The organism is Methanomassiliicoccus sp. (assembly GCA_012719175.1).
Lineage (GTDB): Archaea > Thermoplasmatota > Thermoplasmata > Methanomassiliicoccales > Methanomassiliicoccaceae > UBA6.
The window spans coordinates 163,229-188,009 of the sequence record JAAYAX010000011.1 but is presented as its reverse complement, the minus strand read 5'-3'; the positions used below and the strand labels follow the sequence as shown (position 1 = coordinate 188,009).

Here is a 24,781-nt window from a genome sequence, read left to right as displayed (position 1 = left end):
ACCTTCGTGCCTCCGCAGACCGATATGTAGAAATTGAAGGGGTTTCCTCAGAGGAACGCCTTAAGGCGTCTGGCGAGGTCGTCCTTGGGCTTGGCCCCCACTATCCTGTCCACCATCTCCTCGTCCTTGAACACAAGCATCGTGGGTATGGCCTCGATCTGGAACCGCATGGAGGTCCGGGGGTTCAGGTCGGTGTTGAGCTTGCCGAATGCTATCTTCCCTTTCAGTTCATGGGCCAGGGCGTCGATAATCGGCGCCACCATGCGGCACGGTCCGCACCACGGGGCCCAGCAGTCCACGAGCACCACTCTGTATCTTTTTATGAAGTCGTTGAAGGAGGCGTCACTGACATCCATGGGCTGCGAGGGCCAATCCTCGACAGCCTCTGCCTCTCTCATCAGTTCCTGCCTCTTCCTCTCCCTTATCTCATCAAGATCATCCATGTGTCCACCATCGGTTATGCAAATAATATGAAAAACCGTATTACGATTTCTGTCATAAATACATTTCCAAAACAAGGTCAGGTTATCAAAAAAACGGAGGGTCTTACTCTTCCAGCAGCGTTATGGGTACATAAGCTATTAAAATGAGGAAGAGGATACCACGATGGGATGACTCATGCTAGAGGAAGCGTCTGAACTGATCGGATTGCAGGTCTACACGTCGAACGGGATATTCTTGGGAAACGTCAACAACCTCGTTATAGATCTCGAGAACAAGCGTGTGGATGGTTTGTTCGTCAGCGAGACAAACCCCTTGTTGGTCGAAGAGTCAAGGGCCGTGAACGTTCCCTTCCGATGGATCCAGTCGGTAGGCGACATCATCTTGTTGAAGTACTTCCCCAAGAGGGTCACCACGAAGAAGCCGGCCGCCAAGATCTGAGCTTCTCCTTCGGACGGGCTTCCCCAAAGGGAGAGCGTTTTTCTCGTTACCGGGACCGAGGGTTGCCGTTGATATGTCCCGACCTTGAATATATTTGGAACGGTTAGCGGTTCACTCGGACCATTTCTGTATCCTCATCTCCAGATATTTCGAGCACGGGCCATGTTCTGCTGTGGACGTAAGCTCCAGAACGATCTTGTTTATGTCCCCGCCACACACCTCGGAGAGCTCCCGATGCATGTCCAACATCCTCCTCCCGGCATCGTCCAACCCCTTGCGTAGGAAGTCCTGGTACGATTCTTGGGAGGATAAGTAGCGATCATCCCCCACCAGGTTGTCGGCGTGGCACACGATCTTCTCCTCCAACGTCGAAGGCATGTAGTCCCGGTCCGGCAGCCCCAGCGCTACGGCCTCCCCCGGCAGGATCCCGGCGCCCACGTGCTTGCGGATGATCAGGACAAGAGGTTCCGGAAGCGACAAGGAACGGGCGATATCTTCCCCCACCACACCGTGCTGGATGCCGTGCGTCCTCGACCTTCCGATATCGTGTAGCAACGCCCCCGCCCGGACCAGGTCCATATCGGCTCTGCAGCTCCGGGCTATGGCCACGGCCAACCGGGTGACCGTGCACACGTGCTTCATCACCCTGTCGGTCGTCCCCTGGGCCCTGAGAAGATCGAGGCACTGTTGCTCATTCGGTATCGGTGACAACCTTCTTCCCCCGTGCGCAGGGGATCACCTTCATGTGCCCCTGGAAATCGGCCCTGAGCCCCTCCCCTTGCTTGAGGCGGTCCAGGAAAACTGCCAGGGCGGCGACCTCGGAGTGCGGCTGGTTTCCCATGCCGACGTTGAAGGTGGCGGCCTGATATACCTCCGGGGGTACCTTCTCCGCTCCCACCACGATGAGCAATCTCTCGGTCATCGCGTTGCGTATATGGGGGAGGGCGTCGTCGATGTGAGTGCCGTACATGGTGAGGTGGACCATTGTACCCTCGAAGTTGCGCAGCAGCTCCTTCCACTTAACCCCGGTGGTGATGCAGAAGTCCCCTCCGAAACGCTTGACCACCGATCTCACGCTCCGCTCCAGTTCCTCGTCGCGGGTGGAGACATAGATCCCTTGGGCACCGAAGGCGCGCGCGGTCAGGGCCACGTGGGTGGTGACCCGCTTGTCCCTCTCCGGGCGATGGCCGAGCCTAAGGATATAGATCTCGGTCATCGGAACCTTTACTCCTTGAGGCGTTCAATGCGGTGCCCGCGGTAGTCCAGGCGCACAGAGCGTTTGACCAGGCTGCGAAGCATAGTGGATGTTATGCCCAGCTTCTCGGCGATATCCCCGGCGAAGCGCCCCTCGGGCCCGACCTCTTTGAATATCTGCTTCTCCAGCTTCTCGAACTCGTCCTCCGGCATCATGGCGGCAGCAAGGACGTCAGAGATCTCATAAACAGGCCAGGAGGCGTTAATATGAAAAGAGGTGTAATAGGTATGGTAGGCCTTTTCCGGGAAGGACCCGCTCGTAGATTGCCAGCGGGTCTCCACGAGCTTCATCTTTTCAAAGAACTTCAAAGCGTTCGACCCTTCTTCCCCGAACTTGGCCTCGATCTCCTTGGTGGTCCTCCACTCCAAAGTAACTTCCTTGAGGACCTCTCTCTTTATCTGGGTATCAACAGCCCGCAGCATCGGTACAAGTTCCGATGGCTCGTTGATAACCTTGATTCTGTTCATAGACGACCTGATTAGTTTGTATGAATATAAAGGACTACCGCCACATTCTAGGGGCATATGCCCCCGGGGGGAAAGGTACGACCTCAAAGGTTATCTACCGCGGTTGATTTACACGTCCCGATGGCTAAAAAGCCCAGTGATGTTAAGTATCAATGCGCTTGGAACGGCAAGGTCTTTGATAGTGAGGAGCAGGCCCTCAAGGAGTGCGAGGGACCCTACCAGCCTTTCATCAAGCACTACGACCGTTACCCCAAGAAGGGCTTCTTCGGCACTGTCGTATGGCGCAAGCAAAAGAAGGATTAGACACTGAGAAGGACCGCCATGCCGATCAGCGGCAGCGCGATCATCAGGAAGTCGTCGTCCACATACCTTGTTTTGATGCCCTCGGCGGCGATGGCCACGGCCGACGTTGCCAGCGACACTAGCACGATCCTCAGATCCAGCTGAAGGAGGAGCGATAGCACCGTTATCATGATGGCTGCGTGGATCAGGTAGGGCAGCCAGGGATACCATCTGGTATTTCTGACAACACTTATCACGGGGTCGACCAGAGCCATTCCTATGATGACCGGCGCGGCCATCTCCAGTGGGAAGAAGATAAAGGCGAAGGTCAGGGCGATGGCCGCCCACGCCCCCGCCGACATCTGATCCGCCTCGTACTCCCGCATGCCCAGGACCCGGAACCCCAGCACTAGGCGGGATAGCTCGAAGGCCATCGCCAGGGCCAGGGCGAGCAGCAGGCCGGACTCGCGCGATATCCCGCCAGGCCACAGAGGTGTGGGAAGGAAGTAGTAAACCAGGAACAAGGGGGCGGATATGTGCACTGCTTTTCTGGCGACGAATCCGATGTCCATTTCAGCCTATGACGACCTCCGCTCAATTAAATCCTGTGTTAGACCACTTCCTGTCCAACCTCTTGAGCAACAGGAAGGTCACCAAGAGCAGGAAGCCCAAAACCATTATGATGGCCGCGATGGACACCACCGGGTCCCGGTCCACGGAGAACGAGAGGATGGTGAGGCAGATGTCAGGAAGTAACGAGATGAGAGAGAACTTGAGCAGTACGTCGGGATTGAACAGGAAGGAGTTAGGGTGCAACCCGGTGAGGTGGGAAATGGACACCACCATATAGGCCGATGTGACGTACAGCACGGGTAGGGCTAGCCACAGTAGCCTGGTCTCGTCGTTGAGGAATGCTATCATGAGGACGAAAGCGGTGGATATCCCGGTGGTGAGGAACAGGTACATCATCAGCTTCGCGCGGATGACCTTGGGCACGCTGACCGGCATGGTCTCGTAGTAGTCGACGACGTCCATGTTGGTCAGCCAGGAGTAGAGCATCACCCCGAAGAACCCCACCATGGCGGCGTAGAACACGAGGTTGAAGCCCACAGGGACGTTGAGACCGTTGTTCACGTACCAGGTGGTGAAGCTGAGGAAGGCCAGGGGAGCGATGAAGGTGAACACCATCTTGCCTAAGGTGCCGCTCCTCTTCAGGTCCACGAACTCCTTGGCCAGGATAGGCTGGTAGGAGCGGGCGAAGGCGAAACGCTTGTTATAGGACGGAAGGATGACGCTCTGTGCCACCTTCTTCTTCGCCTCCCCCTCATAGGACTCGGCAACGCACAGCACCGCCAAGGCCGTGAAGCCCACGAAGGCGCATATGGTCAGTACGAGGAAGGAGAAGGCCGTACCCAGGTCGTATCCGAACGGTGGAAGCGACATCTGGAACCCGATGGACGGCAGGATGGCCTCCATCCCGTAGAGGTGGAGCCCACCGAACCCGATGAGCAGGGCCAGGAAGGCGATCACCAGCACCGCGAAGGCGATGCGGTCCCGGGAGCCTATGACGGAGATGGCGAAGCTGAGGGAGATGCCGAACATGAAGGAGAGGACCATGGTGGTGCACACGGAGGCCACAGATATCATGGAGTAGGGGACGATCGCGGCCGCGGTGATAAGGCCCAGGAAGGCCGGCCCCAACATGAGCGCGAGGTAGAAGAGGACATCCCTGAGGAACATGCCCAGGAAGGTCGAGGAGTAGGACATGGGGAGGAGGGCGGGCATGGCCACGATATAGTTGTTCTTGCCCTGCCGCCGTTCAACGTAGGTCCGGCCCATGAACCCGATGGTCCCCACGCTGATGCCGTAAAGGAAGACGCCGGCATTGAGATTCGTGATGAGGTCCTTCAGCCCGATGGTGCTCTGGATGTTGGTCAAGGTAAGGGACATCACCAGCGCTATGGCGAAGACGAACACGGGTATGGCCACGAACATGCGGGCCGAGGAGTAGGAAACATGAAGGCGGTACTCCTCCCGCAGCATCAGCTTAAGTAGATGCATCCTCGCTCACCATGCGCAGGAACAGCGATTCCAGGTCCTCGTTCACCGTCAGGTCCTCCACGCGACCGCTGGCCACGACCTTTCCGCGGTTGAGTATCACCATCTCCTGGCATAGCTTCTGAGCCATCTCCAGGATATGGGAGCAAAGGAAGATGGTACGCCCCTGCCCCCTCAGCTCCAGCAGGTATTCCTTGAGCTTGTGCTGGTATATGGGATCAAGGTTCACGAAAGGCTCGTCGAGGAACAATAGTTCGGGCTCGTGGATGAACGCCGCCGATAGCATGACCTTCTGGCGCATACCCTTGGAGAGGTCCTTGCACAGCGTCCCCTTCGTCTCCTCCAGATCGAAGAAGCTCAGCCACCTGTCGATTCTTTTCTCGATATCGTCGATCTTCCGGACCTGAGCCACGAAGTACAGGAACTCGTAGGCGGTAAGGTAGCTGGGTGGTGATTCCACCTCTGGAACTATGCCTATCATCTCTCGCACCCTAACGCCATGGTCCCGGACCTCAAGGCCCAGTACCTGGGCGCTGCCACTGGTCTGTGGTATCTGCCCGGTGAGGACCTTCAGAAGGGTAGACTTGCCGGCTCCGTTGGGACCGAAACATCCGAAGAACGTGCCTTTGGGGACGGTGAAATTGACCCCGTCCAAAGCGTTGACGGCCGCATACTTCTTTCTCAGGTCCTGCACGAGGATGGCGGGCATGCACGTTCCATTCCTCGTTGGTTATATAATCACTATGACCCGGTTATCACCAGAATCTGAACTCAGCCAGATAGTTTTATCAATCGAAATTATAATTGGAACTGGATGACAGTTGCCAATCAGGCATTTGGGACTGCTCCGGGAAAGACCAGGCCGCTCGGAGTCACGATATTGGCGATATTGAACGCTCTGGGCGGGATCATGACCCTTATAGGTGGGGTAGCCGCGATCGGGGTCACGTCGACAGGGATCCTTGCACCTCTAGGGATAGTCTTTGGCGGATTCACGATCTTGATCGGCCTATTCCAGCTCATAATCGCCTGGGGCTTGTGGACCGGGAAGAAATGGGCATGGTTGCTCGCACTCATCTTCGGCATACTGGGTGTGATCTTCGGGATACTGGGCCTTATAGGCGGTGGATTCACCGGCATCGTGAGCCTGCTCATCAACGCCATCATCGTCTACTATCTGATGAGGCCAGAGGTAAAGGCCTTCTTCGGACGGTAGAAACACCTTCTATATCCATTTTTTTAGAAATTAATTATTATTAGGACCGCTCATTCATTCCTTATGGCGTCAGATCAACAACCGGGACAGCCGCAACCCTATCAACCCCCGCAATATGACCAGCAATATCAACAGCAACCGTATCCTCAGCAGCCATACCAGCAGCAGCCTGGACCTTATTATCCCATGCCCCAGCAAAGGCAAAGGCCCATTGGAGTGACCATTCTCGCGATCCTCGAAGTGTTGGGAGGGATCCTTCTTCTCTTCGGGGCCTTGGGAATGTTCGCCATAGGCGCGGTGATCAATAGTCAGGACCTAATCTCTCAGTTGGGGACAGATGTTCCCCAGTGGTTCCTGGACCTTAGCCCCTGGGTCTTCGTGGCCATCGGCGCGGTCATGCTCATCTTCGCTATTGTCGCATTTATCCTCGCCTGGGGTTTCCTGAAGGGCAAGAAGTGGGCGTGGATATTGGGAGTGATATTCGCAGTACTGCAGATCATCAGCGGCGTATTCTCATTATTCACCTCGGGTGCTAGCGGAATCATCTCCTTAGTGATTCCGATCCTCATCCTGGTGTACCTGATGATGGCGTCTACGAAGGCTTGGTTCAATCAATAATGGACCATCCAAACCCTTTCATTTTTACCAATTATTCATTTCTACAACTTAAGGTTCATTAACCGGCAGGGTCTGGTTCGGCCCATGGTTGAAAGAAAGGGCCTTCTGGTCGGAGTGGTCGCCCTAGCGGTGATCGTCGTCCTGGTGCTCACGGTAGTGCTCTCCTACAACTCCCTGATCTCTAAAGATCAGAACGTAAACAACAAGTGGAGCAATATCGAGGTCGAGATCCAGCGCCAGGTCGAACTGGTTCCGCAGCTCCTACAACAGGAGAACGTGTCCATGTATTTCGAGCAGGGGCTGCTGGAGAACATCACCTCCCTCCGTACTCAGTGGCTGAACACCATGGCCGACCGTTCGGTGAACGAGCAGGTCAACTTCAGTACCGAGTTCATGGTCCAGATGGGGGCCTTCATGTCCGTGGTGGAATCGTACCCTGCCATCCAGTCGACCGATACCATCCGAGATATAATTGTGTCTCTGGAGGGGACGCAGAACCGTATTGCCGCAGCCAGGATATTCTATAATGATGCGGTGAACGAGTACAACACCGCCATCCTCAGCTTCCCCAACAATATGTTAGCCGGTACCTTCGGTTTCGAGCAGGCCTCCTACTTCCAGCAGGGGCAGTGAGAGGGTTTGCGATCGTCCGTCCGGGTGGTGGTGGGACTTGCTGTCCTAGCGATCGTCATCGGAGGCACCATAGCGGCCACCTACATGGTGCTCCGCCCATCGGACACAGGAAGGGACGAGGGGATACCGGAGCTGAAGTACTACACTACCGACCTTGCGGGGGTGCTCACGGAGAGCGACCTGTACTATATCGACGAGATCTGCTATGAGGTCAACCTGAACTCCTCCTGCGAGATAGCAGTAGTGGTCGTGAACAGTACCCAGCCCTACGACATAAACTACTATGCCCTGCGCACCTTCCAGTACAATGGCATAGGCAAGGAGGGAAGGGACAATGGAGTCCTCGTGGTGGTAGCGACCGATGACGGTTCCTGGAGGATAGAGGTCGGCTATGGGTTGGAGGGCATCCTGACCGATGTGCGAGTAAATCGGCTGGCCCAGGAGTACCTTTTACCCAATATGACCGCGGGAGGCTACGGCGACGGCCTCTTCGAGCTCACCTTCGCCATGGGCATGATTATGGAAACCGAGTACTCCGGGGATCGCGGGACTGACAGGACCTATCCGATCTCCTGGATACCCCTGACCTGGGGCGATTGGGCCCTGGTGGGGGTAGCGTACATATTCCTGGCGGTGGTCACCAAGGGATGGGCCCTTCGACCACTGCTGTTCCTGATCGCCATCATGAGCGGGGGCAGGGGAGGGTTTGGCGGAGGCCGTTCCGGGGGCGGGGGGGCCTCCGGGAGATGATGTACGTGGGCCTGTGAGCTTAATAAAATCCCACTATCAGGGGCAGGGCTATGGCTCTGGTATGCTTGGCGAATATGACGATGTTCCGGCCGGTCCCGAGTATGCCTTTCTGTGGGCGTTCAGCGGTGATGGGGCACTATGTGTGTGGAGGTATCACGATCAGTCGCATCCGCACTTGCGGGGGGCGGTCCTCCCCGAGCACCGAGAACATACCTTCTTGGTGTTGTCCGAAGCGTTCCAATCGGTGCAGTCACCGCACACCCACTCATGGCACTGGGCGCATTCATAACCGGGCTTGGGCGCTCCTGGGTCCGTGGAGCGCTGCTTGGACATCTTCCTCCCGCAGGCCTTGCATTTGACGATCTCAGCGTCCGCCATTTCACTCACCGAACGAGGAGCTGGGAGGTATTATTTCAAGGGCGCTGAAAACTGGTTCTGATTCCGCGAAGAAACAATGAACACAGCACAAGCCCACCTGTTCGGAAAACCCTATTATATGTTCCAGTGTTATCATGGCACACACTGAGGGAAGGGGTAATAAATGAAGGGCGGAAGTGTTCTGACGAGCAAGATCGAGAGCGAGATAGATCTTCTTAAACGGCATGTCCAGATGCTAAAGGCGATCATGGAGAACGAGCCCATAGGCATCATCCGCCTGTCGGAGCTCCTTGATTTCCCTCAACACAAGGTCCGTTACTCGATGAGGATTCTGGAGCAGGAGGGGCTGATCAAGCCTTCCCCGGAGGGAGCGGTCACCACCGAGAAGCTGAGGCCTTTCATGGAGCACCTCAAGGACCTGCTGGCCATGATGGAAGAGACCGTCCAGGAGCTTAAGACGCAGTTGGTATAGGAGCGAAATTCATTAATATCAGTTGGTACTTCCCTTGCCTACACGCCGTCGTAGCTCAGCTGGTAGAGCGTGTGACTGTTAATCCCTGAACAGGGGAACGGTCATCACAAGGTCAACGGTTCGAGCCCGTTCGACGGCGCCTCACTCTTCTACCTTAAATCGCTTCGCCTTTTGCACATCACGCCGATCGCGGCGTCAAGCTCCACCGCCCTCAGGGAGCCGATGAGCAGCTGCCTACCGTCGAAGGTCCGCACCAGTACACCCTCCGTGCCCCGGACGATGTACGCCCAGCCAGTCCGTCCATACCTTATGCCCCAACCTCCGAAGTCTCGAAGCGGATGGTAAGCCATTGCGCGGTGCTCCACGATCTCGCTCCGACCGAAATGACGGGATCTCAGATGGACGGGAAAGAACCTTACGCTAAGTCCGGCGACGGACACCGTCACCTCCAGGCGGATGGTGAGGATGAATACGACCAGCGCGCTGATAAACAGTAGGAGGACCCACATGAGCGCGTCGGACGCCGGGTTGTTACCCCACGGAACCCCAAGGACGATCTGCTGGACGAAGCCCCAGGCGAAGATCGCCAACATCCCCAGCAGCAGGGCCAGGATCCAGGGTTGCCGGAAGCGCTGGACCTCCTCGAAAAGGATGTCGTCCATGCCTCACCCTTTCAATCGACCAGGAGCAGACCGTTCCACACCGGGCGGTCCTTGGGCGGAAGGTCGAAAGGCAGACCCGCGTTCCTGGCGGTCTCGAACACATCTATGCCCATGGCCTCCGTCGCCGGCCGGGAGCGGAAGGGGTGCCGGCAGCTCTTTCCCGAACCTTGGCCAACGCACTCGTCGCACAGGCGGCAGGCCCCGCCGGAGAAGGCCGCGGCGAAGCGGTGCCCTGCCCTCATGGCTTCCTTCTCCAGCAGCCCCATGAGATCGATGAACGCTATCTCCGAACAGAGCAGCTGCTGATAGTATTCCTTGTCCGCGTACGCCTGCTCCATGCCCCGGGCGCTGTCATCGATGGTGAAGGAGCGCACGGGGATGGGGTACTGTACCAATATGGCCCGGGAGTACCTCTCCAGCACCTTTCCGAACTCTTGTAAGGGCATGAAGTTGGGCGGGCACATGAGGTTATGGCCATAGTGTTCGCACATAGGGACGGTGCACTTCAGGCGCACCCGGGGGTCCAGGACGACTCCGCGCGCATCCATGGTACTGACGCCACTTGCCCCCCTGGACCTGGCCAGTTCGCACAATGCCTCAAGGTCTCTTGCATCGATCACGCTATCTACCATTTAGAATCCCCCTGTCACGCGCGGCGTGATCCGAAGACGGTAGGATCAACGTCGAAGGCATTTCCTGACTACCTCGTGTGACATGCCGCACGACCGTGTTTGACCAGGTACTTCTGATGGTACTCTTCAGCTCGCCAGAACTTACCAGCTGGGACGATCTCGGTGACAATGGGGTTCCTGTAGCGGCCACTGGCCTGCTGCTCGGACTTGGAACGCTCGGCCTTCTCCCGTTGCTCCGGCGTGTGGTAGAATATCGATGAGCGGTACTGGTCACCGACATCCGGACCCTGGCGGTTCAGGGTGGTGGGATCGTGTATCCTCCAGAAGACCTCCAGCAGTTCGTCGTACTTCACGATGCGCGGATCGAAGCTGATCTCCACCGCCTCGGCGTGACCGGTCCGATGACCGCACACATCACGGTAGGTAGGATTTTCCAGGGTCCCTCCCGTGTAGCCCACGGTGGTGGAGGTGACCCCCTCGATATTGTCGAACGCCGCCTGAACGCCCCAGAAACAACCAGCCCCAAAGGTAGCTTTCTCTTCTGTCATGATGACCTTGCCATTTCTTACTAGGAACGGCCACTATATAGCGGTGATTGTGGTGCGGCCATTGCTGGAAGCCTCATCCGTGGTTCAATAAAGTATATATCTCAAGGTCCAATTTACCTCGTTCATAGGGCCCGTAGCTTAGTCCGGTGGAGCGTCAGGCTCATAGGAGTCCCTATGGGACCTGAGATACCCGATGGTCGTCGGTTCAAATCCGACCGGGCCCACTCCTCTTATGCCAGGTACCGACGTCGATCCGACCTTGATAACCCGATGTTTTAATTTATGCTGGTGTTAGTTACATTAGATGATAGTCCCCCTGCTGGTTTTGTTGATCGGGGTCGTTGCCATTTACTTCGGCGCTCGGTGGCTTGTCGAGGGCGCGTCGGAACTGGCTGCCCACTTCGGCGTTCCTCCACTGGTAATCGGACTGACCATCGTCTCATTTGGCACATCCCTACCAGAGCTGGTCCTGGGGGTGCTGTCAGGGCTGGAGGGTGTGGGTTCGCTCTCTGTGGGCAATGTCATAGGGGCCAACATATCCAATGCCACTTACATCATAGGTGCTTGTGCCATCCTGACCCCTATCATCGTCAGGTTCGAGGAGATAAGGAGAGAGGCCATATTCATGCTGGCGTCGCTGCTCGTGCTGTTGCTGTTCGCTTATGATGGCACCCTCGGAGCTGTGGAGGGTATCGTCATGGTCGCTCTATTTGTCCTCTACGTAGCCCTGCTGGTGCGGTCGCTCTACTGCTGCCGGCCCTCCCGGGTGGTGGTGGAGGAGTTCGAGGCTGCGAGACCGGATGTGGAGCCCCCGCTGAAAAGCCTGTCCTTCGTGCTGGTAGGCGCGGTCATATTGATCGTTGCCACCGATGCGGCTGTCCGGTCAGCCACGGAGGTGGCCACGAGCCTGGGGATGAGCGAGTTCCTCATTGGGCTCACTATCGTTACCTTGGGCACCACGACCCCTGAGTTTGCCACCAGCTTGGTCGCTGCTTACAAGAAGAGGGCGGACATTGCCGTCGGCAACGCCCTGGGAACGCTGGTGTTCAATTCCTTGTTGGTCCTTGGTGTTGGTGCCATGATCAGGCCCCTAACGTTGACAGAAACCCAGATCTTGCTGGGTATAGTTCCCCTACTCCTCTTCGGCACCTTACTGGCAGGGATCGTGTACCGTCGCGAGGGCATCGGTAGGCGGGAGGGCGTGTTCCTGGTGGTCCTATACGTCATATATCTGGCAATATTGCTTTCTTACAGTTGATCGCCCTGCTGGCCTCTGCACCGCATCGCACCGAGGGAGACCAGCTTGCCGGACCGGGGGAAAGGCTGTCGAAGTGGTGCTCTCCCTCCCATTCTCACCATCGACGGACCTACTGGAGCCTCTCCCTGAGCGTCCGAGCTATGTCCAGCCTCTTGCTCCAACGGATGGGCCAGACGGCCGAGGGCGTTGTGAACGCCCAACCCACAATGAGGACGGTCAGGGCAGCAGCGATGGTCATCCCCACGGGGATGTAGAACACGGCCTCCTCCATCAGACCCGCGAACACCTGGGCCATGAGTAGGGCGAAAGGGACCGCCAGCAGGGACGACACCATGCCTAGGAGGGCAGCCTCCACCAGCAGGGATTTTATTGTGAAGGAGCGTGGAAGGCCAAGGGAGGACACTGCTGTGAACTCCAGGTCCCTCTCGGATGCCGAGACCACGACGGCTGATGTCGCCACCGCTAGCGCGATCAGGAGGTTGAGCACGAAGAAGCCGTAAAAGAGGGAGAGCGCGCTGGCCAGCAGGTCGTGTACCGAGCCCACGACGTCCTCCCGTGGTTGAACTCCTGCTACCCAGGGATCGCTGGATACGGTAGAGATGTAGCTGGACGCCTCCTGGCCTGAGTTTAGGGAAACATAAATGCCTTGACACACGTCCTCCCCGATGATGGATAGCGCCATCTCGTTGCTGGTGTACACTGCGTCGGTCTGCAGGTCATCCACGATGCCTGTCACCATAAGGTCTATGTTCTTCCCGCCGAACGCAAGGCTGAGCACGCTTCCTGTTCCGCCCCCCAGCTCGTCGGCCAGCTTTTTGGCGATGACCGCACCGCTGAAGTCCAGGGACCCAGAGCGCAGTTCCCAGGCCCTTATGCCGCCCATATCAGGGGATGATGTCATCACTATCCCTGTGGACCGCCCATCGTGAGAGGCGAGGCCGCTAAGGATGGTGTAGGGCATGATCCTCGCTACCATTTCGTCCCCGAACCGTTCCATCGCCTCGCTCTGATCCCTGGGGGACGTGAAGGATATAGAGACGTCCCAGAGATAAGAGGAGGATTGTCCGTCAATGTACGACGTGGAGGAATCGAGAAGGACCAACCATGAGCCGGCAGCGCCCACGGTGAGGCCGACCGCGATCATGATAGCGACCGCACGTTTGGGCTCGCGGAGAAGGTTACGCATCCCCAGGGTTGTCGACAGGGACCTGCCCCGACCCTTCCACGCCCAGATATGCGATCGAGGTACGTAGCTCAGGGCCGTCCGGATGTCCTGTCGCAGCACAAAAAGCACCGGGACCAGGCTTGCGGTCAGGACCACCAGTGCGGTGATGACGAAACCTATGAGGAAGGGGATAGGGCTGAGCGGAAGCACTACGGGAATATCGCCCATCATCTGCAAAGCCAGCGATGTCATAGCCACCGTGAACCCGTAACCCAGCAGGACACCCAGCAATCCACCCACCAGCAGCGTGACCATGCCCATCCCGAGGTAGGTTACCGCGATGCGCCACCTTTCCATTCCCAGGGACATCAGGACCCCTATGTTCCTGGAATCGCTCACCACCATGCGATACATGGTGATGAATATGGAAACGCCGCCTATGAGCACGAACACCAGGCTAATTGATGGCAGCATGACCGCCATCTTGCTCGCTCCCATGTCGATGAACACGACAGTGGGGTGGTCCTCTTTGAAGGTCATGGAAGAGACGGGCAGGGATACGAGAGAAGCGGCGATCTCTTCCCTGGTGCCACCGTCCACCATCAGCGCGATGTCGTTTATGTTGTTACCAGATGCCGACATCAGCGTGGGCAGGGGGATGTAAATGATCGTTGCCCCGCCTGACCCGGAGATGATGGCTCCGGCCTGTAGCTCGTTGAAAAGGTATTCCGGAGAGCGCACCACGCCCGTTATGTCTACGCTCAGGGATGTGCCGTTCACGAGCAGCTGGGCCGTTCCCCCGATGTCCTTGCCCCCCGCGATAACGACGCCTTCTGAGGGGGTGGAGAACAACCGACCTTCCAGTAAAGTGAGGCGACTGATGTCCGTCCGGGAGGGATCAGAGATGCCGATTATGGTGGCCTGGGACCAGCTTCCGTTCACCAGGACCTGCCCCGTCTCCTTCAGCCTGAGATCATAGGCCTGCACGGGAAGGGATGCGAGCGCGCTGTTGATCTCCTCTGGAGTCCGCCCCTCGTACAGAGATACCAGTAGGTCTGGCATGCGGCTGTCGTCCAGGTAGGAGGAGGCGCTGGTCTCTATAGCCTCTGAGCTATACAGCCCCGCCGCCATCATGGCCAGTGCCCAGGCGACGATGAACGAGGATAGTGTCAGGCTGAGCTTCCTTCCTCGCAGCCTCCGCAGCATCATCTTGAAGGTGAGGGACATAGGGCCTCCTCATGCCTCGATCAGCCGACCGCGCCTCAGCTCATAGCATCGGTCCATGCGTTCCCGGAGGCGGAAGTTGTGTGAGACCACCACGAAGGACGTCCCCAGCTCCTTGCTTGCTCGCGTGAGAACGTCGAGCACGACACCTTCGCTACCTTCATCCAGGTTCCCAGTCGGTTCATCGGCGAGGACCAGTTTGGGCCTCTTGACCAGGGCACGGGCGATGGCCACCCTCTGCTGCTGTCCAGCAGAGAGCTGCTGGGGAAAGCTGTCGAGCTTTTCCACCATACCCACAGCCTCCAGCTCCTTTATGGACCGTTCCCTGGCATCCACCCTAGTGAACCCCCTTCCCTCGATAGCCAGCATTACGTTCTCCAGCGCGGTGAGGGTGGGTATGAGATTATAGAACTGAAAGACGAAGCCGACATCGGTGCGGCGGTAATCATTGAGTCCGTTGCGGTCCAATAATGTGATTTCCCGCCCGTCCACTATGATGCTCCCCGCATCCGGCCGTTCGATGCCACCGATGGCATTGAGCAAGGTGGTCTTCCCCGAACCCGATGGGCCCATGATCATCACCATCTCGCCCCTCTCCACCGACAATGCCAGGTCCGACAGGACCAATGTCTCCTCGTCCCCGCTGCGGAAGGCCTTGGAAAGCGCCATCACATTAAGGAAGCTCATGTTTCTCCCTGGTTACAATAAGGACGTGGGGACGAAAGGATGTTGTGCCGTTGATTCACGGCATTTTAAATACGTATGACATAGATGTGATATCATGCGCAAGATCACGATCGAGATGGTTCCCGATCAGAGGCTCGGGGAGATCATGCGGCCCCTGATGGAGCATATGGAGGAGATGGAGATGGTCGAGCTGCTCCGATTGGATCTCCAGCAGGGCTTGAAGATCGTGGTGTTGAAGATAAGACTGGCCCCCGGGTCCACGGTGGAGGACATAAAGTCCACGGACCTGTTCGACATTAAGATCGTGGAGGTCATGGAGCAGAAGGGCAACGAGGTAACTTGCCTGATGAAGGTCAGGATGCCGGAAGGGTTCGATGATATCCGGAAGGATGCCGACCTAGACCTGACCTGGACCCACCCGATGAAAATATCTCGCGATAAGATAGTATACAGCTTCATAGGCGAGGATGAGCCGATCAGGAAAGCCCTAGAACTGTTGAAGGAGTTCGGATTGAACGCCAAGATCAGCATTCATAACACGTCGTTCACCGATGGTGACCATTTATCCCTTCTGACCGAAAAGCAAAGGTCGATCCTGGTCACGGCCAAGAAGATGGGGTACTACCGTTACCCCCGGGAGGCGGGAGCGGAGGACGTCGCCAAGGCCCTGGGGCTCTCCACGTCCACGGTGACAGAGCACCTTCGCAAGGCCGAGGTTCGTCTGATCGATGGCATCCTTGCCGGTTACTGATCGCTATGTGACCCTATGCCGATGACATCTCAACGTAGCGCCCATGCTATTCAGGTTCTGCCTCTGGCGCCTGTATTGTACTCCTCGTCCGAGCGGCCGGTGGTCTTAGGCCCTTCGCGGGACAAGATTATTAATGTCGACCTGCCTAGGAGCAGAGGCAGATGAAGGCACGCTCGATCGTTCTTATCATCGTTGCCATCGTGGTGATGGCCGTCGCCATAGTGCCTGTGTGGTCAGCTCTCAGCAGCACGCTGTTCCCCTCGCCCAGCGACAATGTCGACTTCGCGGAGTATAATCCATATGCCAGCGGAGGTACCTGGTACAAGGGACAGCTGCACAGCCATTCCACGCGATCGGACGGCGAGCTCGCTCCCTCGGACGTCGTCGCCAGATATGCCAGCTTTGGATACAAGTTCATCGCCATCAGCGATCATCACACAGTGACGAAGATCAAGGGTGGCAGCGTCCTGGTGCTGGGGCAGGAGTATGGCAAGGGCTCCACCGAGTCAGGGCTTCAATATAATCCGCACATGAACGGGATTAACATCTCCTCGGCTCCCTCGGAGGACCTGCCGCAGCAGAAGAGGATCGACAGCATCACCTCCCAGAGCGGCATCGTGGTGCTTAACCATCCGACCATGTTCATGTTCTCCTACGACCTGAACGACCTGAAGGAGCTACGGAACTACACGGCGATCGAAATCTACAACGGCTACAGTGATGGTTTCCTGAGCGGTGATGCGGTATCCCTCTGGGACGACATCCTGAGTACAGGCAGGGTGGTCTGGGGAACGGCCGGCGATGATGCCCATACATCGGCGACGTACGACAAGGGGTGGATAGAGGTGAGGCTGAGCGGAAAGCTGACCACCGCCAACGTGATAAACGCAATAAAGCGAGGGTCGTTCTACTCTACCCAGGGGCCTATGTTCGATGAACTGAGGTTCAACGGGACGACCTTCACCGTCAGCAGTCCCGACGCCCATTGCATCAGCTTCTACGGTCGTGACGGAAGGCTGCTGGAGACCGTGAACGGCGGTTATGCCAACTATACCGTGAAGGGAAACGAGGGCTATGTCCGGGCGGAGGTCTCCGCTGATGGGCTTAAGGCCTGGAGCCAGCCGGTCTTCGTAGGAAAAAGTTCGACATCGGTGTCGGGTAACACCGTCTCCGATATCGGACCGTCCTTTGCAACCCGGACCTGGGAACCTGTATGGATCTAGTTGCTTAGTTGCAATAGGCTCCTTTCCATACCCCATGTTTGCACGGGCGCCTATCTGGATAGTGCTTCCTTCAGCTCTGCTGCGACCCTCCATCCGCCGACTATGGATGGGAGGAACCCTATTCCGTTGCATGCGGTGTTGTACCACAATCCAGGCACCTGGGGGTCCTGACCGACCAGCCTCATGCCGTCCTGAGTGTAGCCCATGGGGCCGTTCCAGCACATCATCTCCTCCTCCCGGAGCTTGCGGGGATAGGAACGAGAGAGGAAACCGTCGATCCTGGCGTAGATGCCAGAGGGGTACTCCGCCCCGTGGTCCAGCTCCTCCGATATGGGCTGCTGGGGCCCGCCCACGGTCACCAGGTCCTTTCCGTTCAGAAGGAAGGACCGCCGGGTGAGGTAGAAGTACGGTTCCTGCTCAGGGTCCCCCTCCTCATGGAAGTACGTGAAAGCTCCTGGAGCATTATTCTCCTCGGAGGTGTGAGCGACCATGGAGGCCACATACCTTCGCAAGGACCTGGAGATCAAGGGCACTTCATATGATTCGATCTCCGGGGGAGGATAACCGTTGGTGCATATCACGGCGGCGTCGGCCGTTACGCTACCCTCCTGTGAACGAGCCTTCACCGCGTCCGTGAAGGAGATGCTGGTGACAGGGCTTTCTTCGTGCAGGACGAACCTATCAGGATAATTATCTAGAAGATGCCGGGCGATTGTCTGGCTGATCCGCCCGCTGTTGGCCAGGGACGCTGGTGCAGGGTAAGCAGCGATGTACCGGTCCCTGGTGCAGAGGACCTCCTTTAACTTGGAGGTGGTCGTGGTCGAGACCATATCAGCCAGCCCCGGATCGATCTCGACCAGGGGGATTGTCTCCTTATCTATCATCAAAGGATGGATGGGAGCGCCGTACTGGGCCCGCAGCCTCATCTCCTCCAACTGACGCTGTATCTCCAGCAGAGAGGAGAGGCCGGTCCAGATGGTGGTCTTGAAGAGACCGTCTTCAAGACCTATGTGCCTGCAGATCTCATCCACCATCCGGTGTCCCTGGTCGATGTCGTTGAGCATGGAGGCGATCTCTGCGCCTGGATGTGTACCCATAAGGTCCTTGAAGCTACGTTCCACGGACGCGATCCCTTGACCACCGTTCCGGCCTGACGCGCCATAACCGACCTTGGTCCTTTCCAAGAGAGAAACGCGGAGGTCGCTCTCCTGCAGCAAATAGTAGGCAGTGGAGGTCCCGGCGATCCCCGCGCCAACGATGACGATGTCCGTTCTCTCATCATCGACTAGTGGCTCGCCCATTGGGCGGTCTTCCATCTCCTTGATCCAGGGGGAGATGATCTCACAAGGCATGATGTACATGAAAAGGGAGGAAGTACAATTTACTCTCCCCGGTGGAACTAGGAGCGAGAAATGTGATAGTGATGACGAGCATCGTTACTGTCGACCGACTGCTCTTAAGCGGGAACTGAGAACTGGGCCAATATAACCGGGGGCCTCCACCGCCATTCGACGAGATGACGAGAAAAAACGTCGACGGTTCGTGGAAGGAGCAGAGGCCGTCTAATCAAAATTTCTCATATAATAAAATTCTTATCGGATCAGCCTCATATTGAATTTTCAGGCGGTGAGCGAGTGAGAGTAGAGATAGTACATGCATCCAAGTACGGCAACGGCAAGATGGTGGCGGAGGAGATCCAGAGGTCGATGGCCTCTAAGGGGCATCAGGCCTTCGTACATAGTTACCAGGAAGTACGTCCAAAAGAGCTGCCCCCTGCGGACCTGTACATATTCGGTACCCCTGCCAGGGTAGGGAAACCGTTGGGGAGCATGCGTCGCTTCATCAAGAAAGTGAGTCTACCCGAAGGCACCAGATACGCACTGTTCGCGACCCATGGTGCACCGCAGCCGAACAAGAAGACGGGGGAGCTGCCATCACCCCAGGAGCAGGAGAGATGGTACACTAGCATTCCTGTGCTGACAGAGATCCTGAGCTCTAAGGGCTTGGTGAAGGAGGCGGACGTGAGAGTGTTCGTGAAGGAACTCAAGGGACCTCTTGAGGATGGCTGGCAGGCCAAGGTGGGGTCTTTCGTGGAGCAGCTCCTCCGCGAAAAGTAGGGACTTGATCACTGATGATCGCCCTCGGTCGAAGGCCGCTTCATATTTACAACATATTAGTGCCGGTTCTCACTGGCCGACATGCCAGTTAGAAAAATGGACGGCGGTCCTGGATGTCGTAAAGAACCCTACCTGGACGATAGCTGACACTCTTGTGCTCAGGTCCTAAAGGGGCGGCGGTATAGAGAATCTAGTATTTTAATATTTATATGTAATTTCTCTATAAAGTATTTATAGCACCGATTAGAAATCGACCTCTGTGAACGCAGGCAGGATCACGACAGCTATAGCTGTGCTAATGTGCGCTTCGATCATTCTCACCTTATTGCCGACCCCGACGGCGGCATCGGACATGCCCGAGACCACCACGTTCTTCACCGAGTATGTGGAGGAGCCTTCCTTCGAGGGGTGGGACGTCCAGTGGTCGAAGTTCGATGCCAACACCGCTGCCAGCTTGGACACCTGGTGCCGCACCACGCATGAGAGCTATGCTGGCACACACGCTGCATACTGTGCTAAAAGCGGTTACAATACCCATTATACCGACGGGAACGGGGATCAGCCGTTGAACGGGAACATACTGGGGAGCAATACCTCCAACCCTGCGAGCCTGGTGCTGCGTTACGATACCAACATGGATGCCATCATGCGCAAGTACGTGTCCTCGATGGGTCTCGCCTACTATAGCACCGTCACCCTGACTTTCTGGTTCTACTCAGACACCGGGCGCTCCGATGCTGTGCAGCCAGGAACGGGCGAGTCGGTGGGGTACGACTTCCTCAATGTGATATACTACACAGGGTCCAACGCCACCATGAGCAAGCATGTCGCCTGGACCGACAGCTATGCCCAGGCTACCGCCAAGACGTGGACCAAGGTGACTGTGAACGTACCCAACGCAGCCACATGGCTGGGCTTCGAGTTCGTTTCCGGCACCATCGCTCCCACCGGAGGGGACGCCAACAATGCCTTCAACGCCTACGGCATCAGCGTCAAGGACGGGGGTATGAAGGAAGGCGTATATCTGGACAACATCAGCTGCGTTGGCAGCGATCCCGTGGAGTCGGTGCCCCTGGTCACGTCCGCCGGCAGCATGGCGGCCTATCAGACCGATCGCGAGTTCACTGTACAGGTGGAGGACAACGATCCCCTGGGGATGACCATGGAATGGGTCTACCTCTACTACCGCATCAACGGGACCGGGGAGTGGACTAAGTACACCAACGATTTGAAGCCGTCCGGAGCCTTCGTTTCCAACGCCATCTCGTTCACAGCCCCCTCTGATGGGAGTTATGAGTTCTTCACTCAGGGGAAGGATTATGAAGGTAGGCTGGAGACCAAGCGCAATGCTGCCGATGCCACGACAATGGTGGATACCGGAGCGCCGATCACCACCGTATCCTTCATCGGCGATAAGGTGGGTACCTCATACAGTGGGGCGGTCGCCCTCGGCCTCACTTCCACCGATCCAGCTTCCGGGGTCAACTCGACCATGTACCGCATAGACGGCGGGTCATGGAAAGCTTACACCGGTCTTGTGGGGCTATCGGCATCAGGCTCGCACACCGTCGAGTACTACTCGATGGACAAGGCCGGCAATAGGGAGGCCACGAAGAGCTCGACCGTCGCGGTCACCAACGGCTCGCCCCAGATAGTGTTCCAGGACCAGAGCAAGGCCTATGCTGGAAATCACGCCACCATCAATTTCGCCGTGGCCGACCCCATCGCCATCAGCAGCCTCAAGTATTCCCTGGACGGACAGGGCTTCCTAGACCTGGCACTTAATGCGACGTCTGTCACGCTTACCGGACTGGAGCAGGGATCGCATAATGTGACCGTCAGAGCCACGGACATATCTGGCCGCAGCATAGAGGGCACTGTCAACTTCACGGTGGGAAGCCTTTCCACTGACGTTCTAGGGGCAGTGACCGAGGACCCGATCCTTCTAGGCATCTTGGGAGCCGTCGTCATCGCGTTCGTCGGAGGCACGGTGTGGCTGTTTAGAAGGAAGAGGTGAACGTCACCTCCGGCACATCCCATCTCCTTTCATTGATGGGTCCGCCGAGCCTTCCCCCAATTTTTAAATGCGTTCTACTTACCGCTCACTTCACCGTCGTCCGTAGGGGAAAGTATGAGCTCATCCAACGCCTCCAGCTTCTTGGCCACGGTCCTGCCCCGGGGGGTCAGTGACAGCAAGTAGGACTTACGAGGCTTCGTCTCCACATTTATTATGATGAGCTCCTTCTCCTCCAGCTGCCTCACGATCGTCATCATACGGCCGTAGTTGGGCATTATGGCCCTTAGCTCGCAGGCGATCACCTTCTCCCCTCTTCGGGACTCCAGGTAAGTGAGGATGGAGAAGACATGGTCTATGTCCAGTATGTGCTGTGTTCCTACGTCACCCATCCTGTGATAAAAAACGGTCATCCGACTTAATGACTCGTATAACTCCATATTTTCGGAGATACCAACGGCCCCGGTAAGAGCGAGTTCCCCCCTGACCATCTTTACGGTTTTATGGTCATGAGACCTCCCAACACCCCCTCGTGTTATTGGAATGGAGTTTTCAGTGCGGTAAGGATAATACATGGTCAGGATTTGATGGAGCGATCGCTATGATCTGCCAGACATGCAAGACCTGGGTACCCGGTAATGTGAACTTCTGTCCCAACTGCGGAGCATCAAAGGACCACTTCGTTCAGGACGGTGCGGTCCCGTCATCGACACCCGCGGTGTCTCCATCCTTCGCCCCTACTTTCCAACCTATCGCAGCCCTCTCCCCGCTGGTACTTCCGGCGGCGGGCCTGAGACCGGGGGAGCGCGTGTTCCAGGTATGGAGAGCAGCCCTGGACCAGGGGTACTCATCAGATGAGGACGCCACCTCCAATTCGATAGGAGGGCTCCTACTTGCCACCGATCACCGCCTTATCTTCCTCCAGGAAAAAGGGGTGCTCAACAAGAGCTACAAGCCCAGGGAGTCCCTGGAATGGGGGCAGATGAAGGGTTACAAGGCCACGTCCATGTTGCACATCAAGGGGCTGGAGGTTCAGGTCCCCGCCCGCATCGGCACCAAGCGTCACCAGTTCGACAACCTTTATGAGCTCGACCCTCAGTCCCTGAAACCTCTGACCCCCTGGCCGGTGGAGCAGACCAGGGCCTTGCTTGACGCCCTTGCTCAGAGGAGACTGTAGGGCCCAAAGTGCCCTTCAAGGGTCCATCAGCTCGATTCCAGCTTCCTTGAACCTGTCCTTAACTGCCGAGATGTACTTGGACACAATATCATCGCGGTTATTTATCTCCCTGATCCAGATGCGGATGTTAAGGCGCATCTTGCTGCCGTGAAGGTCCAGGATGTTGACCTGAGGATCGAGCTTACTGAGATCCTCATTGTGGTCCAGAAGGTTCCTGAAACCGGGACTGCGGAAAAGCTTGAGCATGATGCCCCTTTGTTCCCTGCTTTCTATTCCCGGGAGGATGCGCTCATCGCGATCGGCCTCATCATAGATGATGCTTCTGATCAGGTCCATGTCGCTATTGGGGTCCACCCAGAGATTGATCTGAGTGGCCACGAAGCCGGCCTGGGTATAGTTCACCACCTTTCCGTTGAGGATGAGGGAGTTGGGGATCATTATGATCCGCCCTTCAACATCCCTTAGAACGGTGTTCAATAGGTTGATGTCCTTTACCCGGCAAACTCCGGTCGTGGGGGCCTGCCCTACTTCCACCCAGTCCTCCAGCTGGATCGGCCGGGTAAACGAGATGATTATGCCTGAGAGAATATTGCTTATTATCTGCTGGGATGCGAAGGCGAGGGCTACTCCAACGAAGCCTAGCGAGATGATGAGACCGGTCAGCTCTTGCTTAAGGACCTGGCTGAACGCTATGCTGATGGCTGCGATCAGGATGGAGTACATCACCAGGCGGGCGATGAGTTTGGACATCCTGCGCCCAACCCTCTCGTCGAGCGTCCGGCGGATCAGGTAATTCGAGATCCTTCCGATGAGCGCACCTATGAGGACGACCAGCAGGAAGACTATCAGTATCTCAGCGGTGAATGTGCCGAAGATCGGTGTGTCCAACCAACTCATGGTGATCCCGGGGACCCGCCCTTGTCGGCCTCACTATTGAACAGTTCTCTGCCCTTCAAGAAGAGCTCTAAGCTCACCAGCTCCCCTATCAGTCGCCCTTCGGCATCTACCACGGGGAGGTCATTGACATGGTCCTTTATCATGATCTCCAGCGCGTCCACCAGCCGATCGTCCTTGGTCACTGAGCGTGTGGGGGTCACGAGGTCAGCGATATCCTGCTTGAGCGTATCCCTGAGGAAGCGGTAGAAGGAGAGGGCCCCCTTATCTCTGACACCGGTACGGTAACCGATAAGGCGGAGGATGGTATCGGTGTTGACCATGCCCAGGAGCATTCCTTCCTCATCGATTACGTAGACCTTCCGAGAGACGGTATTTTCCAGCATGCCTTCGATTATCTTGGATATCTTAGCATCCCTGGCGACCGTTGTCGGCCTCTTGACGATGAGCTCGTATACATCGCCGACGAGGGTGTCCCTGAACGTCTTCTCCTCCGTCCGCATGAACTTTGATTGGAGCCCAGATACTTCAACGATTCGCCCTCACGCTCACCCGGAGCAAATATGGCCAAAATTAGTGATCGGTCGAAGGTTGTAAGGTAACGGCCTCCATCAGGGCGCTCCAATCCAGGGTCGTCTCCACACAGCCGTCCTTGGTAGTAACGACCCCCATCCCCAGGAGGTTCTTCCGCTCCAGCATGTCCAACCCCTCCTTGACCTCCATCAGACAACCTACTCCGATGATGGCCTGAGGCCGGTACTTCTTGACCATCCTCGTAAGAAAGGTTGAGCCGGGCACGATGAACACCTTGCAGCCCTGGGCCTCCAATTCATCTATGGACCTGCCGATGTCACACCGCATGCATCGCTTGCACACCAGACCCTCGGTGGTGAGGTGCGAGGGGCACTCGGAGGACCGCAGGCATTGTGGCAGGAACACCGCCCTATCCTTCATGGGCACCCTGCTGAAACGTTCCCGGTTGAGCTGATTGCGCATGCGTATAGAGAAGGCGCTTATCTCCCTGTCGTCCACCTTACCGATCTTCCATATGGTCTTCGCCAGACCCTCCAGCATTATGAGGCCGGGCCGAAGCAGCCATGGAAGGTAGAAACGTCCTCGTCGCATGGAGATGAGGGCGACCGCCAACATCACCATCCCCAATATGAGGATGAAAGAGACAATGGCCAGCAGGGCATAACCTATGAAGGCCATAACGCTGTCAAAGGAAGGAAGGACCACGTGTCAGTCTAAGGGTATCGAGTATAACTTAATGTCTCCTTAATTACTGGAAAAATACTCTAACGTTCTGGGGCTTGATGCTAAAAAGTGCCGCCGCCTAACATGTTCGCCTGATTATGACTGGGGAATTCTGACATGCGTAAGATAAAATATCTTTCTGGATATTACAAATCGTAGGT

Annotated in this window: 31 protein-coding genes and 2 tRNA genes; 15 read left to right on the top strand and 18 right to left on the bottom strand. The window is 56.8% G+C overall.

Features of this window, described 5'->3' with window-relative positions:
* Nucleotides 1-47 precede the first annotated feature (47 nt).
* Complete coding sequence (gene trxA / locus GXX95_08710) at nt 48-443, bottom strand: thioredoxin (GenBank protein NLT38221.1); 396 nt, start codon at nt 441-443, stop codon at nt 48-50.
* Nucleotides 444-618: 175 nt separating this feature from the next.
* Here trxA and GXX95_08705 point away from each other — a divergent pair, with 175 nt between their 5' ends.
* Nucleotides 619-882 carry a photosystem reaction center subunit H gene (locus GXX95_08705; protein NLT38220.1) on the top strand — a complete coding sequence of 88 codons (264 nt, stop codon included), beginning with the start codon at nt 619-621 and terminating at the stop codon, nt 880-882.
* 111 nt (nt 883-993) lie between these two features.
* Here GXX95_08705 and GXX95_08700 read toward each other — a convergent pair whose 3' ends face one another.
* Genes GXX95_08700 through GXX95_08690 form a run of 3 tightly spaced genes read right to left on the bottom strand, consistent with a single transcriptional unit; the run spans nt 994 to nt 2,604 of the window.
* Entirely contained in the window at nt 994-1,524 is a 531-nt protein-coding gene (locus GXX95_08700; GenBank protein ID NLT38219.1) for an HDIG domain-containing protein, read from the bottom strand.
* A gap of 49 nt (nt 1,525-1,573) precedes the next feature.
* Entirely contained in the window at nt 1,574-2,098 is a 525-nt protein-coding gene (locus tag GXX95_08695) for a tRNA (cytidine(56)-2'-O)-methyltransferase (GenBank protein ID NLT38218.1), read from the bottom strand.
* An 8-nt stretch (nt 2,099-2,106) separates the two neighbouring features.
* Nucleotides 2,107-2,604 carry an ArsR family transcriptional regulator gene (locus GXX95_08690; GenBank protein ID NLT38217.1) on the bottom strand — a complete coding sequence of 166 codons (498 nt, stop codon included), beginning with the start codon at nt 2,602-2,604 and terminating at the stop codon, nt 2,107-2,109.
* Between the two features lie 120 nt (nt 2,605-2,724).
* On the opposite strand from GXX95_08690, the gene GXX95_08685 reads away from it, so the two are divergent.
* A complete protein-coding gene (locus GXX95_08685; protein ID NLT38216.1) occupies nt 2,725-2,907 on the top strand; it encodes a hypothetical protein in 183 nt (60 codons plus the stop codon).
* Here the strand turns inward: GXX95_08685 and GXX95_08680 are convergent.
* The 3 genes from GXX95_08680 to GXX95_08670 are packed head-to-tail and all read right to left on the bottom strand — an operon-like array spanning nt 2,904 to nt 5,653.
* Entirely contained in the window at nt 2,904-3,458 is a 555-nt protein-coding gene (locus tag GXX95_08680; protein ID NLT38215.1) for a hypothetical protein, read from the bottom strand. The two genes, GXX95_08685 and GXX95_08680, sit on opposite strands and share 4 nt — an antisense overlap.
* Before the next feature lie 22 nt (nt 3,459-3,480).
* Nucleotides 3,481-4,947 carry a hypothetical protein gene (locus GXX95_08675; protein NLT38214.1) on the bottom strand — a complete coding sequence of 489 codons (1,467 nt, stop codon included), beginning with the start codon at nt 4,945-4,947 and terminating at the stop codon, nt 3,481-3,483.
* Nucleotides 4,934-5,653 (bottom strand): ABC transporter ATP-binding protein, encoded by a 720-nt coding sequence (locus GXX95_08670; protein NLT38213.1) that lies wholly within the window; start codon nt 5,651-5,653, stop codon nt 4,934-4,936. Before GXX95_08670 ends, GXX95_08675 begins: the two co-directional genes overlap by 14 nt.
* Before the next feature lie 171 nt (nt 5,654-5,824).
* Here GXX95_08670 and GXX95_08665 point away from each other — a divergent pair, with 171 nt between their 5' ends.
* The 4 genes from GXX95_08665 (at nt 5,825) to GXX95_08650 (ending at nt 8,161) form a co-directional block, all read left to right on the top strand.
* Nucleotides 5,825-6,160 carry a DUF2127 domain-containing protein gene (locus GXX95_08665; GenBank protein ID NLT38212.1) on the top strand — a complete coding sequence of 112 codons (336 nt, stop codon included), beginning with the start codon at nt 5,825-5,827 and terminating at the stop codon, nt 6,158-6,160.
* Nucleotides 6,161-6,376: 216 nt separating this feature from the next.
* Nucleotides 6,377-6,778, top strand: a complete 402-nt coding sequence (locus GXX95_08660) for a hypothetical protein (GenBank protein NLT38211.1) — start codon at nt 6,377-6,379, stop codon at nt 6,776-6,778.
* Nucleotides 6,779-6,862: 84 nt separating this feature from the next.
* Nucleotides 6,863-7,411, top strand: coding sequence for a LemA family protein (locus tag GXX95_08655; GenBank protein NLT38210.1), 549 nt, complete (start codon nt 6,863-6,865; stop codon nt 7,409-7,411).
* A gap of 30 nt (nt 7,412-7,441) precedes the next feature.
* Nucleotides 7,442-8,161 carry a TPM domain-containing protein gene (locus GXX95_08650; GenBank protein ID NLT38209.1) on the top strand — a complete coding sequence of 240 codons (720 nt, stop codon included), beginning with the start codon at nt 7,442-7,444 and terminating at the stop codon, nt 8,159-8,161.
* A 159-nt stretch (nt 8,162-8,320) separates the two neighbouring features.
* Here the strand turns inward: GXX95_08650 and GXX95_08645 are convergent, their stop codons facing one another.
* On the bottom strand, nt 8,321-8,539 hold the full coding sequence (locus GXX95_08645; GenBank protein NLT38208.1) for a hypothetical protein: 219 nt from the start codon (nt 8,537-8,539) through the stop codon (nt 8,321-8,323).
* A gap of 163 nt (nt 8,540-8,702) precedes the next feature.
* Between GXX95_08645 and GXX95_08640 the strand changes: the two genes are divergently transcribed.
* Both GXX95_08640 and GXX95_08635 read left to right on the top strand, forming a co-directional pair.
* The gene (locus GXX95_08640; protein NLT38207.1) at nt 8,703-9,011 is read left to right on the top strand and encodes a hypothetical protein; all 309 of its coding nucleotides are present in this window, start codon (nt 8,703-8,705) and stop codon (nt 9,009-9,011) included.
* A gap of 44 nt (nt 9,012-9,055) precedes the next feature.
* A tRNA-Asn gene (locus GXX95_08635) sits at nt 9,056-9,150 on the top strand.
* 10 nt (nt 9,151-9,160) lie between these two features.
* Here GXX95_08635 and GXX95_08630 read toward each other — a convergent pair.
* The 3 genes from GXX95_08630 to msrA all read right to left on the bottom strand — a co-directional run bounded on the left by GXX95_08630 (nt 9,161) and on the right by msrA (nt 10,853).
* The gene (locus tag GXX95_08630) at nt 9,161-9,673 is read right to left on the bottom strand and encodes a hypothetical protein (GenBank protein ID NLT38206.1); all 513 of its coding nucleotides are present in this window, start codon (nt 9,671-9,673) and stop codon (nt 9,161-9,163) included.
* Nucleotides 9,674-9,684: 11 nt separating this feature from the next.
* Nucleotides 9,685-10,305 carry a DUF2284 domain-containing protein gene (locus tag GXX95_08625; GenBank protein ID NLT38205.1) on the bottom strand — a complete coding sequence of 207 codons (621 nt, stop codon included), beginning with the start codon at nt 10,303-10,305 and terminating at the stop codon, nt 9,685-9,687.
* A 68-nt stretch (nt 10,306-10,373) separates the two neighbouring features.
* Nucleotides 10,374-10,853, bottom strand: a complete 480-nt coding sequence (msrA, locus tag GXX95_08620) for a peptide-methionine (S)-S-oxide reductase MsrA (protein ID NLT38204.1) — start codon at nt 10,851-10,853, stop codon at nt 10,374-10,376.
* Between the two features lie 127 nt (nt 10,854-10,980).
* Here msrA and GXX95_08615 point away from each other — a divergent pair.
* Nucleotides 10,981-11,077: transfer RNA gene (locus GXX95_08615), tRNA-Ile, on the top strand.
* 80 nt (nt 11,078-11,157) lie between these two features.
* Complete coding sequence (locus tag GXX95_08610) at nt 11,158-12,111, top strand: sodium:calcium antiporter (protein ID NLT38203.1); 954 nt, start codon at nt 11,158-11,160, stop codon at nt 12,109-12,111.
* Between the two features lie 109 nt (nt 12,112-12,220).
* Here the strand turns inward: GXX95_08610 and GXX95_08605 are convergent, their stop codons facing one another.
* Entirely contained in the window at nt 12,221-14,503 is a 2,283-nt protein-coding gene (locus tag GXX95_08605) for an ABC transporter permease (protein ID NLT38202.1), read from the bottom strand.
* A 9-nt stretch (nt 14,504-14,512) separates the two neighbouring features.
* Complete coding sequence (locus GXX95_08600) at nt 14,513-15,187, bottom strand: ABC transporter ATP-binding protein (GenBank protein NLT38201.1); 675 nt, start codon at nt 15,185-15,187, stop codon at nt 14,513-14,515.
* A 94-nt stretch (nt 15,188-15,281) separates the two neighbouring features.
* Here GXX95_08600 and GXX95_08595 point away from each other — a divergent pair, with 94 nt between their 5' ends.
* Together GXX95_08595 and GXX95_08590 are read left to right on the top strand one after the other, a co-directional pair.
* Nucleotides 15,282-15,938: a hypothetical protein gene (locus GXX95_08595; protein ID NLT38200.1), complete on the top strand. Its 657-nt coding sequence runs from the start codon at nt 15,282-15,284 to the stop codon at nt 15,936-15,938.
* 161 nt (nt 15,939-16,099) lie between these two features.
* Nucleotides 16,100-17,161, top strand: a complete 1,062-nt coding sequence (locus GXX95_08590; GenBank protein ID NLT38199.1) for a CehA/McbA family metallohydrolase — start codon at nt 16,100-16,102, stop codon at nt 17,159-17,161.
* 50 nt (nt 17,162-17,211) lie between these two features.
* Here the strand turns inward: GXX95_08590 and GXX95_08585 are convergent, their stop codons facing one another.
* Complete coding sequence (locus GXX95_08585) at nt 17,212-18,513, bottom strand: FAD-binding oxidoreductase (protein ID NLT38198.1); 1,302 nt, start codon at nt 18,511-18,513, stop codon at nt 17,212-17,214.
* Between the two features lie 282 nt (nt 18,514-18,795).
* On the opposite strand from GXX95_08585, the gene GXX95_08580 reads away from it, so the two are divergent.
* Together GXX95_08580 and GXX95_08575 are read left to right on the top strand one after the other, a co-directional pair.
* Nucleotides 18,796-19,278 carry a hypothetical protein gene (locus GXX95_08580; protein ID NLT38197.1) on the top strand — a complete coding sequence of 161 codons (483 nt, stop codon included), beginning with the start codon at nt 18,796-18,798 and terminating at the stop codon, nt 19,276-19,278.
* A gap of 352 nt (nt 19,279-19,630) precedes the next feature.
* On the top strand, nt 19,631-21,295 hold the full coding sequence (locus GXX95_08575) for a hypothetical protein (protein NLT38196.1): 1,665 nt from the start codon (nt 19,631-19,633) through the stop codon (nt 21,293-21,295).
* A gap of 74 nt (nt 21,296-21,369) precedes the next feature.
* On the opposite strand, the gene GXX95_08570 is transcribed toward GXX95_08575, so the two are convergent.
* Nucleotides 21,370-21,684 (bottom strand): winged helix-turn-helix transcriptional regulator, encoded by a 315-nt coding sequence (locus GXX95_08570; GenBank protein NLT38195.1) that lies wholly within the window; start codon nt 21,682-21,684, stop codon nt 21,370-21,372.
* 209 nt (nt 21,685-21,893) lie between these two features.
* Here GXX95_08570 and GXX95_08565 point away from each other — a divergent pair, with 209 nt between their 5' ends.
* Entirely contained in the window at nt 21,894-22,469 is a 576-nt protein-coding gene (locus GXX95_08565; GenBank protein NLT38194.1) for a hypothetical protein, read from the top strand.
* Between the two features lie 15 nt (nt 22,470-22,484).
* Here GXX95_08565 and GXX95_08560 read toward each other — a convergent pair whose 3' ends face one another.
* The 3 genes from GXX95_08560 to GXX95_08550 all read right to left on the bottom strand — a co-directional run bounded on the left by GXX95_08560 (nt 22,485) and on the right by GXX95_08550 (nt 24,575).
* Nucleotides 22,485-23,366 carry a mechanosensitive ion channel family protein gene (locus GXX95_08560; GenBank protein NLT38193.1) on the bottom strand — a complete coding sequence of 294 codons (882 nt, stop codon included), beginning with the start codon at nt 23,364-23,366 and terminating at the stop codon, nt 22,485-22,487.
* On the bottom strand, nt 23,363-23,866 hold the full coding sequence (locus GXX95_08555) for a CBS domain-containing protein (protein NLT38192.1): 504 nt from the start codon (nt 23,864-23,866) through the stop codon (nt 23,363-23,365). Before GXX95_08555 ends, GXX95_08560 begins: the two co-directional genes overlap by 4 nt.
* Before the next feature lie 70 nt (nt 23,867-23,936).
* Nucleotides 23,937-24,575 (bottom strand): DUF116 domain-containing protein, encoded by a 639-nt coding sequence (locus GXX95_08550; GenBank protein ID NLT38191.1) that lies wholly within the window; start codon nt 24,573-24,575, stop codon nt 23,937-23,939.
* Nucleotides 24,576-24,781: the final 206 nt, after the last annotated feature.